This window comes from Nocardiopsis codii, assembly GCF_036327455.1.
Taxonomy (GTDB): domain Bacteria; phylum Actinomycetota; class Actinomycetes; order Streptosporangiales; family Streptosporangiaceae; genus Nocardiopsis; species Nocardiopsis codii.
The window spans coordinates 1-13,673 of the sequence record NZ_JAUZMY010000014.1 but is presented as its reverse complement, the minus strand read 5'-3'; the positions used below and the strand labels follow the sequence as shown (position 1 = coordinate 13,673).

At 73.6% G+C, this 13,673-nt stretch carries 9 protein-coding genes; 4 read left to right on the top strand and 5 right to left on the bottom strand.

Features of this window, described 5'->3' with window-relative positions; translation table 11 throughout:
- Positions 1-91 precede the first annotated feature (91 nt).
- Positions 92-1,201, top strand: a complete 1,110-nt coding sequence (locus Q8791_RS15385) for a serine/threonine-protein kinase (protein ID WP_330092394.1) — start codon at positions 92-94, stop codon at positions 1,199-1,201.
- 248 nt (positions 1,202-1,449) lie between these two features.
- On the opposite strand, the gene Q8791_RS15380 is transcribed toward Q8791_RS15385, so the two are convergent.
- The gene (locus tag Q8791_RS15380; RefSeq protein WP_330092393.1) at positions 1,450-2,013 is read right to left on the bottom strand and encodes a hypothetical protein; all 564 of its coding nucleotides are present in this window, start codon (positions 2,011-2,013) and stop codon (positions 1,450-1,452) included.
- Between the two features lie 322 nt (positions 2,014-2,335).
- Here Q8791_RS15380 and Q8791_RS15375 point away from each other — a divergent pair, with 322 nt between their 5' ends.
- Entirely contained in the window at positions 2,336-4,456 is a 2,121-nt protein-coding gene (locus tag Q8791_RS15375) for a bifunctional metallophosphatase/5'-nucleotidase (RefSeq protein WP_330092392.1), read from the top strand.
- A 147-nt stretch (positions 4,457-4,603) separates the two neighbouring features.
- On the opposite strand, the gene Q8791_RS15370 is transcribed toward Q8791_RS15375, so the two are convergent.
- Together Q8791_RS15370 and Q8791_RS15365 are read right to left on the bottom strand one after the other, a co-directional pair.
- A complete protein-coding gene (locus tag Q8791_RS15370; RefSeq protein ID WP_330092391.1) occupies positions 4,604-5,053 on the bottom strand; it encodes a hypothetical protein in 450 nt (149 codons plus the stop codon).
- Positions 5,054-5,329: 276 nt separating this feature from the next.
- Complete coding sequence (locus tag Q8791_RS15365; RefSeq protein ID WP_330092390.1) at positions 5,330-5,911, bottom strand: hypothetical protein; 582 nt, start codon at positions 5,909-5,911, stop codon at positions 5,330-5,332.
- Between the two features lie 919 nt (positions 5,912-6,830).
- Here Q8791_RS15365 and Q8791_RS15360 point away from each other — a divergent pair.
- Together Q8791_RS15360 and Q8791_RS15355 are read left to right on the top strand one after the other, a co-directional pair.
- Positions 6,831-7,499, top strand: coding sequence for a response regulator transcription factor (locus tag Q8791_RS15360; protein ID WP_017570862.1), 669 nt, complete (start codon positions 6,831-6,833; stop codon positions 7,497-7,499).
- Between the two features lie 68 nt (positions 7,500-7,567).
- Positions 7,568-8,854: a sensor histidine kinase gene (locus tag Q8791_RS15355; RefSeq protein WP_330092389.1), complete on the top strand. Its 1,287-nt coding sequence runs from the start codon at positions 7,568-7,570 to the stop codon at positions 8,852-8,854.
- 612 nt (positions 8,855-9,466) lie between these two features.
- Here Q8791_RS15355 and Q8791_RS15350 read toward each other — a convergent pair.
- Entirely contained in the window at positions 9,467-11,680 is a 2,214-nt protein-coding gene (locus Q8791_RS15350) for a glycosyltransferase (protein ID WP_330092388.1), read from the bottom strand.
- A gap of 67 nt (positions 11,681-11,747) precedes the next feature.
- Positions 11,748-13,547 (bottom strand): hypothetical protein, encoded by a 1,800-nt coding sequence (locus tag Q8791_RS15345; RefSeq protein WP_330092387.1) that lies wholly within the window; start codon positions 13,545-13,547, stop codon positions 11,748-11,750.
- Positions 13,548-13,673 lie beyond the last annotated feature (126 nt).

The following is a 13,673-nucleotide window of genomic DNA, read 5'->3' as shown; positions in this document are numbered from 1 at the left end:
CCCGCGCGCAGCGCGTGCTCCCCGGCCGCCGTGGGGGCCCTGGATAGACTCCGGCGCAGCATCCCCATCCCCCACCGACAAGGGAGCGTCCATGAAGGCGAGAGGCGCGCGCAGGCTCGACCCCCTGGAGCCGGGAGACCCCCGCGAGATCGGCGGGCACAGGGTGCGCGGGCGGATCGGCTCCGGCGGCATGGGCACCGTGTACGCGGCGGACTCCCCCGGCGTGCACGGCTACCTGGCGGTCAAGGTCGTCCACCCGGAGCAGGCCGCCGACCACCGGTTCCGCGAGCGGTTCGCGGTCGAGGCCCGCCTGCTCTCCCGGGTGAACAGCCCGTCGGTGGCCCGGTTCGTGCGCGCCGACGTGGAGGCCGAGCTTCCGTGGCTGATCACCGAGTACGTGGCGGGACCGACCCTGCGGCACCACGTGGAGCGGTTCGGGCGCCTGCGCAAGGGCATGCTCCTGGGCCTGGCCGTCGGGACCGCCGAGGCGCTGCGGGCCATCCACGCCGCCGGGGTGGTGCACCGCGACCTCAAACCGAGCAACGTGGTGCTCTCGTCCACGGGGCCCAAGCTCCTCGACTTCGGTATCGCGCACCCCGTGGAGGACCCGGATCCGACCAAGTGGATCCGGCTGCGGCGGATGCGCCGCGCCTACCGGGACCTGAGGCTGCCCTCACCGGACAGCCTGGCGGACGAGCGGATCGCCGAGCGCGTGGACAGGCTGGGCACGCCCGGGTGGGTCAGCCCCGAGCAGTACCAGCGCCAGCCCACGACACAGAAGGCCGACGTGTTCCTGTGGGGCGCGGTGGTGGCGTTCGCCTCCGTGGCGCACGACCCGTTCGGGAGGGCGGACGCCAAGGAGATGGCCCGCCGGGTGATGTTCGAGGAGCCGGACCTGCAGCACCTGCCGCCGGGACTGGAGCGGCTGGTGCTCGCCGCGATGTCCAAGGACCCGGACGACAGGCCGGACTCAACGGAACTGCTGCGGGAGGCGCTCGCCCTGGAGAACCCCGAGGGAGGGGTCCGCGCACCGGAGGACGACGGGGGGACCTCGCCGGCCACGGGTGTCACGGCCGTGCGCCGGCTGCTGGAGCGCCGGTGGACGGAGGTGGCGGTGCGCCCGCCGCAGCTCCCGCGCGAGGGCGCGCGGCTGTTCGGCCGCCCGGCCCCGGGCGGGGGGACGGACGGCGTCGCGCCGTAGGCCGCCCTGCCGGCTGGACGGGGGTGTTCGCCCCGGCGCCGGGAGGCCCCGGACGGCACCCCCCAGGGCGTGTTCCGTGGATGCTTTCGGTTGACCCGGCGCTTGCGCCGATCGACGCGAGCGGCTTCCAGGCCATCTCTCGCAAGACGAGTGGCGCAGGTCAGCCCGGGTTTGGCTGTCCGAGCGCAGTCGGCGCGGCGAGAGGCAGCCTGGGGGACGCCAGCCCGGAACGATCCGCGGAACGCGGCCTAGAGGAGTCCGTAGTGGGCGCGGCCCTCGCGGGAGAACATGTAGGCGATCATCGTGACCGCGAATCCCAGCGGGACGACGGCGATCAGGTCGCCGGCGACGAGGTTCCACAGCAGGAGTCCCCCGGCTGCGGTCTGGAAGGCCACGACCCCCCAGAACACGCCGACGGTGCGGTGGCGGATCCTGCCCGCGAGGAACGTGGACAGCAGTCCGTACACGCCGGTGACGGCGGCCATGGTGATCATCATGGAGCGCATCATCTCGACGCTGACCGCGAGGTCGACGCCCTCCTCGGCGGCGAGGTCGGCCTGCTGCCGCAGGGCGTCGGCCATCACCTCCTGGGGGACGCTCAGCCCCAGGAGGAACAGGGCGGTCAGGCCGAGCCCGCAGGCGCCGCCGATGTACATCAGCGTGCGGACGGCCGCGACCTTCCTGGGCAGGGGCGCGTCGGGGCGGAGGGCGTCGAAATGGGCGCCGAAGTCGGGGAGCCCCCGCTGCGGCGGGACGTCGCCTCCGCCCTGTGTCCCGTTGGGGTCGTACGGGTCCTGGCCAGAGGGAAACACGGACGTCCTCCGAGGGTGTCGAGCGAACTTGCCTCCCCCATGGTAGGGGCGGCCGGTCCGTCCGGCGCGGGATCGTGCCGCCGATTCCCCCCGACACGCCCGTTCCGCGGACACGGGCGGCCCCCGCGGGTGATGATCTGTGGGCGGGGCGCTACACAGGGCGATACGGCTGGGACGAAACTCCTGACCGGCACCGCAGATTCTGCAAATCGTAACCGCCGAACGCGTGCCCCGTCCCCCTCGCGGACCTAGGGTGATGCCCTCTGGCCCCCACCGACCGCAGGCGGACACCCCGCCGATCCCCCGAAGGAGCCCCGGAAACATGTCCAGACTCGTGCGCGCCTCGGCAGCACTGATGCTGACGAGTGCCTTCGCGGTCCCGATGCCGCACGCCGCCGCGGAACCCGCGGCCCCCGAGGGCTCCGCCGACTTCACACTGACGATCCTCCACGCCAACGACCCCGAGTCGCAGCTGCTCTCCGCGCCGGGCCAGGACGGGTTCGGCGGCGCCGCCCGCTTCACGACGCTGCTCCACCAGCTCCGCGACGCGGAGGAGAGCGGTGCGGAGGCCGGGGCCGACGAGGCCGACGAGCGCGGTGTCGTGACCGTCAACTCCGGTGACATGTACCTTCCCGGACCGGAGTTCGCCGCCTCCCAGGAGGAGGGCGCACCCTCCTACGACGCCGTCGCGGCGAACCACGCCGGCTACGACGCGGTCTCCATGGGCAACCACGAGTTCGACTTCGGCCCGGACGTGTACGCCGACTTCCTCGACCAGCTCACCGGGGACACGACGGTGGTCGCCGCGAACGTGGACGTCTCGGCCGAGCCGAACCTCGCCGCCCAGGAGGCCGCGGGCAGGATCGCCCCGAGCACGGTGGTCGAGGTCTCCGGCCAGGAGGTCGCGGTCGTCGGTGCCCTGTACCCGCCGCTGGCCACCATCACCAGCCCGCGCGGCGTCGTGGTCGAGGACCTCGTCGCCCCGGTCCAGGCCGAGGTCGACCGGCTGACCGACGAGGGCATCGACAAGATCATCCTGATCTCCCACCTCCAGAACATCGCCTACGAGGAGCGCGTCGCACAGGAGCTGACCGGCGTCGACGCCATCGTCGCCGGGGGCGGCCACGAGGTGATGGCCGGCCCGGACGACGCCCTGGTGCCCGGTGACGAGGTCACCGCCCACCCGGGGACGGGTGAGCCGCTGGCCTACCCGCTGGTGGCCACCGCCCCGGACGGCCGGGAGGTCCCGATCGTGACCGCCGGGTCCAACTACAAGTACGTGGGACGCCTGGTCGTCAACTTCGAGGGGGGCGACCTGGTGTCGATCTCCGACCGCTCCGGCCCGGTGCGCGTGTCCGGCACTGGTGAAGACGCGGTCTCCCCCCACCCCGACGTCGAGGCCCAGGTGACCAAGCCGGTCTCCGACTACGTCGCGCAGCTGGCGGAGACGGAGGTGGCCCGGAGCGAGGTGGACCTCAACGGCGTGCAGAACCCGGGTGTGCGCACCCAGGAGACGAACCTGGGCAACCTGGTCGCGGACGGACTGCTGGACACCGGTGTCCGCAACGCCGGCGAGTACGGGGTGCCCGCTCCGCAGATCGGGATCCAGAACGGCGGGGGCATCCGCAACGCCTCGGTGCTCCCCGCCGGCCCTCTGAGCTCGCTGGACACCTACTCCGTCGCCCCGTTCGCCAACCAGGTGGCCGTGGTCCCGGACATCCCCCGCTCCCAGATCAAGGAGCTGCTGGAGCAGGGCGTGGCCGCCGCGCCCGCCGCGAACGGCGGGTTCATGCAGGTCGCCGGGGTCAACTTCGCGTACGACCCGGCCCGCACCGCGCAGGTGGTGGACGGGGAGGGCGCCGTGACCACCCCCGGTGAGCGGGTCCGCAACGTGATCCTGCACGACGGCACGGTCCTGGTCGAGGACGGCGGGGTCGTGGACGGTGACCCGATCACGGTCGTCACCAACGACTTCTCCGCCCGGGGCGGGGACATGTACCCGTTCCGCGGCGCCGACTTCACCGTCGTGGGGGCGACCTACCAGGTCGCCCTGGAACGCCTGCTCACCGACACCCTGGAGGGCCGGGTCACCGAGGAGGCGTATCCCGAGGGCGGATCGGGCCGCATCGTCGTGGGCGAGGAGGCCACGGTGCCGGACGGCGGCACGCCCACCGATCCCCCCACCGACCCTCCGACCGAGCCGACGGCCCAGCCCACGGATCCCGCGGAGCCGACGGACCCGCCGAGCGCCGGGCCGACCGCCCCGGGTGACGACAAGCCGGGCAGGCCCGGTGACGCGGACGGCACGCTGCCGAAGACGGGTGGCGCGCTGTTCGGCCTGGTGGCGGCTGCCCTGGTCGCCGTCTGCGCGGGCGGTGCCGCGCTGTACCTGAGCCGTAGGCGCAAGGGTGCCGACGGGGCGCCCGCCGAACTGGACTCCTGACGGTGGCGCGCCGACACCTCGCGGGGTCGGCGCGCCCGGGCCGGGCGTCCGGACCGCCGGCCGGGGGCTGACGGCCGGCGGGAGGAGGGAGGGCCCGTCCGGGGGTGCGTGCGCACCCCCGGGCGGGCCCTCGTCGTGCGCGGGCCCTCAGCAGCCGGGAAGGCCTCGGACCGGCTTCCAGGGTTCGGCGACCCGGAGGGCGGTGGCGCTGACGAAGACGTCGCGGTTTCCGTCGGCGTCGTCGGTGAGCACCCACCACGTGGAGTACCTGCCCTCGCCGCCGGAGTGGGGCTGCCCCTCGGTCTGGCAGAAGAAGTAGTGGCGCCCGGCCGACAGCCGGGACCCCGTGGGGTGGCCGGTGTCCCGCTGCCAGTAGGAGCGGGCCTCCCGCCAGGTCGAGTAGTAGTGGCGGGCCGAGTAGGAGCCCGGGACAACGTGGACGCCGGGGTCCTCCTGCTCCGCGGGCGCGGCGGCGGACTCCCGTGGGGCCGGGACGGCGGGACGGTCCGCCGACGCGGCGACGGGTGCCGCAAGTGCCGTGGGGAGGGCGAGCGCCAGCATCGCCATCGCCGCTCGCAGGGTGCCTCTGTGTGCCATCGCCGTTCCTCGCGTCTGCGGGACCGGTCCGCCTCGGCGTCCTGGGACCGTCGTCCACAGGAGACGGTGGGGACTCGCACCGGGCTGGGCGGTCCTGGTGGAATGGATGCGGGGGGACCTGAATCCAGGCCAACCCCCACCAACACCACTATTGTTACGCAGAGTATTCAATGCGATGCGCAGCGACACGTTTCCCCGCGCCCCGCCCCCGTGGGCCGTGCCGGTCCGCCGCCCGGGCAGGGCACGGCCCGCGGGGCCGGGGCCGCGGCGCGCCCGTCAGGGGCAGCCCGACGCCTCCCGGGTCGCGTCGGCCATGTCGTCGCGCTCGTCCTGGTCCATCCCGTTCTCGTCGAACCAGATGAGCACGAAGTGGCAGGCGTCCTGGATGTCGGTCGCGGTGCTGTCCTCGCTCTCCTGCAGGGCCATGGCCGCGAACAGCGCGATCCCGGCGCCGTCGAAGGCGATCGCCCGCACCAGGTTGGTGTCCATCGCGGACGTGCACTGGAAGAGGTTCCCGGCCTCCTCCTCTTCGTCCGCCGTGCAGATGTCGTCGGTGACGTCCACCCGCGCCTCGATGGCGAAGTCGCGGCGCAACTCGTTGACCAGTTCCTCCGCGGTGAGGAGCTCCTCGGCTTCGAGGGACGGCTCGTCCGTGGGGAGCGGCTCCTCGGTGGGTGAGGGCTCCTCCGTGGGCGTGGGCCGGGCTGTCGGGGACTCCTCGGCCGACGGGTCCGCGCCGGGCTCCGCGGCGGGGCCGGGGGCGTCGGTCCCAACGGAGCCGCCCGTCGCCATCCAGCCGAGGACCATGCCGCCGCCGAGGAAGGAGGCGCCGGCCAGGACGGCGATGACGGTGAGCACTGCCAGGAGGCCGGTGCCGTAGCGACCGGGCCGGGGCGGCTGTCCCGGGGGCGGGCCGAGCGGCCCCTGAGGCCCTTGGGGTCCCTGGGGTCCATGCGGGCCCTGAGGCCCTTGGGGCGGCGGCACCCCCTGGGAGCCCTGGGGGTGCCGCCCACCCTGCGGCGCGTGGGGTGCGGAGGTGGAGCCGCCCGCCGGCTGTCCCCCGAAGGGCGGCACCCCGGCCGCCTGCCCCTGGAGCGGCGGCGACGGCGGCAGGGACTGCGGCTGGAACGGGGGCGGCTGCTGACCGGACCGCCCGGGAACAGGCGGCCGGGGTGCCGCGTCCCCCGGAGTCCCCTGCGGGCCGGGGTTCCCACCCGGCGCCTGACCCCCGGGGCCGCCCCGGAAGTGCTGGTGCCCCTGGGAACCAGGGGGCCCGTGCGGCCCCTGCGCTTGCTGCTGCTCCTGGGATTCCGGGAAGCCCTGGGGCCCCGCCGCCCCCGGGGGCCTGTGCGGCGGGGAACCGGAGCCGCTGTCCTGCCCGGGCTCGTTGTGGGGGTTCACGTACAGTCTCCTCGCTGTCGGGGGACGCCGGTTCGGGCGGGCGTGCCGGTGGGGCCGCGGACGGGCGACGGGCGCCGACAGGGTTCCATGCCCACCCTGCGGTGCTTTACTACCCGTTTTGTTATGAATCCTCCCACTTTCCCATTCGGAGTGACCTTCCGGGGGGAGGCATGGGTGTCCACAGAGCACAGGAGCCGCCTTCCGGCGCGCGCATATGACCAAGACTCCCAGTTTCACCAAGTAAGCGCAAAGAAAAGTCGCCTGAGAGGCAATCGAACCATTTGACCGGTATGTGATTAGCGTATTTTCAGCCAACCTTGGGACATCCGGCGCGCATAATAGGGAAATGCACGACCCCGGACCTACGATCGACAACATGACCTGCGTTTTGCTGGCCGAAGACGATGTCTCGATCTCAGAGCCTCTCGCGCGCGCACTCCGCCGCGAGGGCTACACGGTGGACGTGACCGTCAACGGCATTGAGACACTCGACCGGGCCCGTGCGGGAGACATAGACCTCATGGTCCTGGATCTCGGGCTGCCCGAAATGGACGGGCTGGAGGTGGCACGCCGGCTCCGCGCCGAGGGGCACGGAACGCCGATCCTCATCCTGACCGCCCGCGCCGACGAGGTCGACACCGTCGTCGGCCTCGACGCGGGCGCCGACGACTACGTCACCAAACCCTTCCGACTGGCCGAACTCCTCGCCCGTGTCCGTGCGCTGCTGCGCCGGGGCGGCGCCGAGGTCCCCGTCGTGCACGGCGTGCGGATCGACAACGATTCCCGCCGCGCCTGGCTGGGCGAACGCGAACTACAGCTGACCACCAAGGAGTTCGACCTCCTCCGCGTCCTCGTGCGCGACGCGGGCAAGGTGGTGACCCGCGAACAGATCATGCGCGAGGTCTGGGACACCAACTGGTGGGGCTCCACCAAGACCCTGGACATGCACATCTCCTGGCTGCGCCGCAAGCTCGGCGACGACGCCAACCAGCCCTCGTACATCACCACGGTCCGAGGTGTGGGCTTCCGGTTCGAGCGGGACTGACACGGCCTCGGGCCACGAGGTGCTCAGCGCCGATCGGCCCGGTCGGGGTCGGACGGACGTGAGGTGACATGCGCAGGCGGATGGTTTTCTCCACCCTGGTGGTGACCGTCATCGCCGTCATGCTGCTCGGGCTGCCCCTGGGGGCGCTCACGTACAAGCTGGTGCACGACGAGAGCAGTCGCCAACTCCAGGCCGAGGCGGAGCTGATCGGCGCCGAGAGCGACACCATGCTGGAGATCCACGGGAAGCTCTACCCCGCCGAGTTCGACCGGGACCACCCGAACCGGTACATCCAGATCACACCGGCGGGAGATCCCTCGGGGGCGACGGCGGGGGACCCCGCCCTCAGTCCCGAGGAGCCCGGTGCGCCGAGCCTGCTCAAGGCCACGGCGACCACCGGCAGGGGCACGCTGGTCGAGGTGTGGGCGAACGCCGAGACCGTCCAGCAGAGCGTCGTGCGCGCCTGGCTGGGCATCGCCTCGCTGTCCCTGCTCGCCATCGGCGTCGCCGTCGGGCTCTCGATGTTCCAGGCGCGGCGGCTCACGCTGCCGCTGGTGGACCTGGCCGCCACCGCGGAACGCCTCGGATCGGGGATCACCACGCCGTGGGGGCACCGGTACGGGATCCCCGAGGCGGACCGGGTGGCGGAGGTCCTCGACCGCAGCGCCGAGCGCATCGCGGGGCTGATCGCCACCGAGCGCCACTTCGCCACCGACGCCTCGCACCAGCTCCGCACCCCGCTCACCGCGCTGACGATGCGGCTGGAGGAGATCATCGCGGAGTCCGGCAACCCGGACGTGGTCCGTGAGGAGGGCGAGGCCGCCCTCGCCCAGACCGAACGCCTCGTGGAGACCGTGGAGAGCCTGCTCGGCAGGGCGCGCAAGAGCCAGAACCCCGAGGTGGAGGCGGTCGAGCTCGACCCCGTCCTCCAGCACCTCCAGGCCGAGTGGGAGCCGGTCTTCCAGCAGGAGCGGCGCGAACTGGTCATCACCGGCGCCTCCGGGCTGACCGCGGTGACGGCCCCCACCGACCTGGCGCAGATCCTCGCGACCCTGGTGGAGAACGCGTACAAGCACGGCGCCGGGACGGTGACCATCCGGCGCCTGGACACGGGCCAGTCGGTGCGCATCGAGGTCAGCGACGAGGGCGACGGTGTGCCCGAGCACCTGTCCGGGCGGATCTTCGAACGCGAGGTCAGCGGCGGCGGGGGCACCGGCCTGGGGTTGGCCCTGGCCCGGCACATCGCCGAGTCCGAGGGCGCCCGGATCGAGCTGGTGCAGACGAGGCCGACCACCTTCGCCCTGTTCCTGCCCGCCGGCGCGGGCGGGCTGTCGAAGATGACCGGCCCGGTCTAGGGCGCGTTCCGCGGATCATTCCGGGCTCGCGTCCCCCAGGCTGCCTCTCGCTGCGCCGACCGCGCTCGGACAGCCAAACCCGGGCTGACCTGCGCTACTCGTCTTGCGAGAGATGGCCTGGAAGCCGCTCGCGTCGATCGGCGCAAGCGCCGAGTCAACCGAAAGCATCCACAGAACACGCCCTAGGCGTACTGACCCCAGAGGCCGGTCGTGCCGGCCGGTGGCACCCGCCCCGGAAGGGGCGACGTAGGTCTCCGGCACCGGTGCGGACCGCGACGTGCGCCCGACCGCCACGAGGCCCCCGGCCCCGCACCACCCGCGCGAGCGCCCCCGCGGGGCGCCTCGCGGTGACCCGGAGGCCTTTCCGGAGAACACTCCTCCCGGCCGCGACGGCCCTCTCCGGGCCGCCGGCCGCCCCCGACGGCCCGTGGGCGGCCGGAGAGCACGCGGCCTCCGCCCCCACGAGAGGCCGGCGCCTCCTCCGCGCACCCGCCTGCGGCTCCTCCACGCCGCCGGGGCCGCCCGGACCGGGTCCGGGGCGCCCCGGCGGCGCGCGTCGGCCCGCCCCCGGACACCGGCCCCCGGGCACGGAGCCCGGGAGCCGGGCCGGTGTCAGGCCTCGGTCGGCGCCGTCGTCCGCACCGGGTCGGGAACCTTCCCCCGCACCACCAGGTCGCTCCAGAGCGAGCGCACCCGGCCCAGCCCGTACGCCTTGGTCACCTCCGAGCGCGCCCGCTCGGCCTCGGCCGCGAAGCCGCCCCCGCTGACGGTCTCGTGGATGGACTCGGCCATGGCCACGGCGTCGTCGTGGATCCAGTGCGGGTCGTAGATGGTGTCCGCACCCGGCCACGGCAGCAGCGCGGGGATGCCGCCCGAGGCGGCGCACTCGGCGGGCGCCAGGTGGAACGACTCGTCGTCGCTGGTGGAGAGCATGAACCCCACCCGTCGCAGCCAGGTGGCCACGTCCGGGCCGAAGGGGTCGAACACCACCCCGGCGGCGAGCCGCTCGTCGCGCTGGATCCGCCGGTACACGCGCTCGAAGTAGGCGCGCTCCTCAGGCCGGTTCCAGATCCACCAGTAGTCCCACGGCTGCTTGGTCTTGACCGAGAGCGTGTACCGCGGGTCCATGCGGCGCAGCTCGGCCAGCACGTCGAGGCCGCGGTCCAGGCGCTTGCGGGACGGCGCGATCCCGACCATGCCCAGCGAGTACTCGACACCGGGGAGCTTGGGGCGGTCCAGCTGCTCGTCGTCCACCCAGTTGGGCACCACGATCACCTTGTCCGCGGGCCACCCGGTCAGCTCCCGGGTGAGGTCGGCGTAGTGGGGGCTCACGCACACCACGGCGTCGACCTTGTCGATGTCGAGCTTGCGCGGCCACTCCGCGTAGAGCTCGAACCGGTGCAGGCGCACCACCAGGCGCTGGTCGGGGCGCTTCCACTTGGAGTAGAACAGCGCGTTGGGCCCGCACCACTCGCAGATCACCACGTCGGCCCAGGCCGCGAGTTCGCGTGACCTGTACTGGTCGTGGGTGTTCAGCCCCTCCCACTCGTCGATGCGCACCTCCAGACCAGGCAGGGAGTCGAGGTACTCGGCGAGACGGGTGAAGAACTTCATGTCGTGGCCCGCGACGACCACCTTGAGCGGCCGCTCCGGGTCGACCCCGGCCGGTGCGGGCGGCAGCGCCTCGGTGAGGTAGCCGCGCAGGCGCTCCGCGGCCCTTTCGAGGGTGTGTGCGTCGGCGGCCTCGCGGCAGCGCTCGGCCGCGTCCGCGTAGAGGGCCCGGTCGTGGTGGGCGCGGGCGATGACCTCGGCGACGGACCCGACGTCGGCCCCCGCGAACAGCGGGTAGTCGGCTCCGAGCATCGCCTCGTGCATGGGGGTGCGGTTGAGCACCACCGGCAGGCCGAGCGCCCCCAGTTCCAGCACCTTCGTGGACAGCTCCAGGCTGGCGTCCATGGAGGGGTCGCGCCAGGACAGCCCGAACCCGCACTCGGCGGCCTGGCGGAGCGCCTCCGCGCGCGCCATGCCGCCGCGCCAGTCCACCCCCGGGGTGCCCTCCAGCGCCTTGCGCATGCGCTTGGCCCAGTCGGCGGGCTCGGCGTGGATCTTGTCGCCGATCATCACCAGTTCGGCGTCCACGCCCCGTGCGGCCAGCTCGGCGGGGAGCGCGGTCATCTCCAGGGTGTTCCACGCGGGCGCGAACTTGCCGGTGTAGGCGAGCCGGGCCCGGGCGTGGGCGGCGCCGTCGGCGCGCACGTCCTCGGGGACCACCACCACGGGCGGGAACAGCACCGAGCGACCGCAGGCCGCCGGCACCGACGACTCCAGGAAGGCCCGCAGCTCCTCGGTCTGGCACAGCAGGAACCTGGACGCCACCGCGATCTGGGTGAGTTCGGCCGTCGCGGTCGCCGACAGCTCGCCCACGCTGTGCGGGAAGTCCGTCAGGTAGGTCCAGAGCCTGCCCTCCAGCGCCTCCTCCTGGGCGGCGAGCCCGGCCAGGCGGCGGCCGCGCACCACCACCAGGTCGAACGGCTTGCGCTCGTGCTGCCGTGTGAGCAGGCCGACGGCCTGCTCCGGCGTGAGCCCGCGCGGGCCCAGGTCCGGGAGCAGCTTGTCCTCGTAGGGACGCAGCAGGCGGACGCCGGGGACCCGGGTCAGGGGCTCGGTGAGCCGGTCGGTGCGCACGGGTGCCTTCAGCAGCAGGGTGACCTCGCATCCGGCCGCGGCCAGGGCCTGCGCCATCGACTGGGCCCAGACCGCGGAGCCGTCGATGATGTTGAGATCCACGTCCCCGTACAAGAGTGCGCGCGGAGGAGGTGTGCTCACGTTCTTCCCTTCGGATGCTTTCTGGTGGCCCGTGCGGGGCTGTCGGCGCTGTCGGTGGGGTCGGGGTTCAACCGACGGCACCGGTGGAGGCGTCCGTGGAGTTGTACACGGCGTCCTCGTCGTCGGCGTCGGGGCCCGCCGGACCGTGGTCCGGTCCCAGGGCCAGGAGCCGGGCGCCGCGCCGGTTCCACTCGTCGGGGTTCCAGCCCCGCCGCACCAGGTGCGTGCGGGCCAGTTCCGGGACGACCTCGCTGACGAAGACGTACTGCGGCGCCACCGTGTCCGGGCGGTCGAAGAAGCCCCGTTCCCCGGCTCCGTCGAGCGGGCTGCCGGGGCCGGGCGCGTGGCCCTCCCCGGTGCTGGCGCCGACGGCGTCGGCGTCGGAGCACTCTACGGCGCACACCAGGTCGGCGAGCCGTGTCCGGCTGACCGGTCCCGTCCACAGGTGGGCCCAGGGCGCTGTGGCGCGTTCGGCGAGGGCGGCCCAGCGGTCCGGGCCGAGTCCTCCGACTCGCGGCACCGGCGCGCCGGGCGTGTTCCGGGTGAGCTCCGCGGGTGTGTCCGGGGCGCTGAAGCGCACTGTCCGCACCGTGATGCCCTCGGCGCGCAGACGCTGGATCCCCGGCAGGCGGGACGCCGCGTGGGGGACGACGACCTCGGTGGGCCGCAGGACGGCGCCCGTCAGGTCGGCGGCGAGCAGGTCGGCGTCGGGCTCCCCCGCGGGGTCGGCGAGGACGGCGACGGAGCGGCCGCGGAGCGGGAGCTCCGACCCGGGCGTTCCGGGCGGGAAGTCCAGGTCCCCGAGGATTCCGGCGAGGCGGACCGGGGTGGCCTCCTCCAGGAAGACCTTGCGGAGCCGGAGCCGCATCGCGGAGGGGGTGACCCGCTCCGCGCGCATGCGCGGCACCGAGACCGCGAGCGCCTCCGCGTGCGGGTTGGCCGCGTTCGGGACGGCGGAGTGGGTGATGACGCCGGTGCCGCAGGCCCAGGCGCGGCGTCGCAACCGGGTGTCCTCGGTCGGGAACGCCGGGACGACGGCGACGTTGGCGGCGCGCAGGGCGTCGGCGAGGCCGGGCGAGTCCGCGTCCACGACCCCGGCGTCGAGCTCGGTGAGGACCTCGGGGACGGGGTCCTGGGGCGTGCCCCGGACGAACACCGCCTTCGGGCCGGGCGTCAGGTCGGCGGCGACCGGGTTGAACAGGTGCAGCGGGACCCCGGCGTCACCCCGGTGGACGCGGTCGAAGCCGAGCCCCCGCAGTGCGGGCGGGGCCGGCGCGTCGTCGAGGAGGACGGTGGGGATGCCGCGCGCGGCGGCGGACTCCAGGACCCAGTGCAGTGCACGGGTGCGGTCGGCGGCCGCCGGGTCCCCCACGTGCGCCCACGGCGATCCCGCTGCCGCGGCCGAGGAGGAGACCAGGACCAGGTCCACGTCCACGCCGTCCATGACGATCTGGGCGTCGTGGGGGCGCAGGGGCACGGAGCGCAGGTAGGGGGAGACGGCGTCCTGGATGGCGGAGCCGACGACGGTGGCGGCGACCAGCAGGTCCTCACTGCTCCCGACCATCCCGCTGAGGAGTCTGGCCTCCTGGCGGTCGGCGTCGAAGGAGCGGACCGGTTCCGCGCCGGGGCGTCTGCGCTGGACGTGCTGGGTGGTCCCGCTGCGCCTCCAGAGCCGGTAGAGGTCGCGCGGGAGTCTGACGAGGGAACGGCCGGGCCGTTTGGCGGCGGCCGTGAGCGCCCGCCCCACCTGGAGCGAGGTCGAGTCCTCCACGGCGGCGAGCCGGGTGCGCGCCTCCTGGAGCTGGGCGTCGCGCTCGGCGAGGGCCTGTTTGAGCTGTTCGGTCTGGCTCTGTTCACGCCGTTTCACGGTCTGCCACCTTGCGTTCTGGTCGGATCGGCGAAACCACCGCGTCCGTCGAGTGTGTCGTGCCCGACGGAGCCGGGTGCTGCTCCCGGCGGGTCCCCGGCCGGGTGCGGATGCCCTTGGCGAGGC

Excerpts from the sequence above, each read along its gene's own strand:
- Q8791_RS15385 (WP_330092394.1), top strand. The coding sequence starts at position 92 with ATGAAGGCGAGAGGCGCGCGCAGGCTCGACCCCCTGGAGCCGGGAGAC.
- Q8791_RS15375 (WP_330092392.1), top strand. The coding sequence starts at position 2,336 with ATGTCCAGACTCGTGCGCGCCTCGGCAGCACTGATGCTGACGAGTGCC.
- Q8791_RS15370 (WP_330092391.1), bottom strand. The coding sequence starts at position 5,053 with ATGGCACACAGAGGCACCCTGCGAGCGGCGATGGCGATGCTGGCGCTC.
- Q8791_RS15360 (WP_017570862.1), top strand. The coding sequence starts at position 6,831 with ATGACCTGCGTTTTGCTGGCCGAAGACGATGTCTCGATCTCAGAGCCT.
- Q8791_RS15355 (WP_330092389.1), top strand. The coding sequence starts at position 7,568 with ATGCGCAGGCGGATGGTTTTCTCCACCCTGGTGGTGACCGTCATCGCC.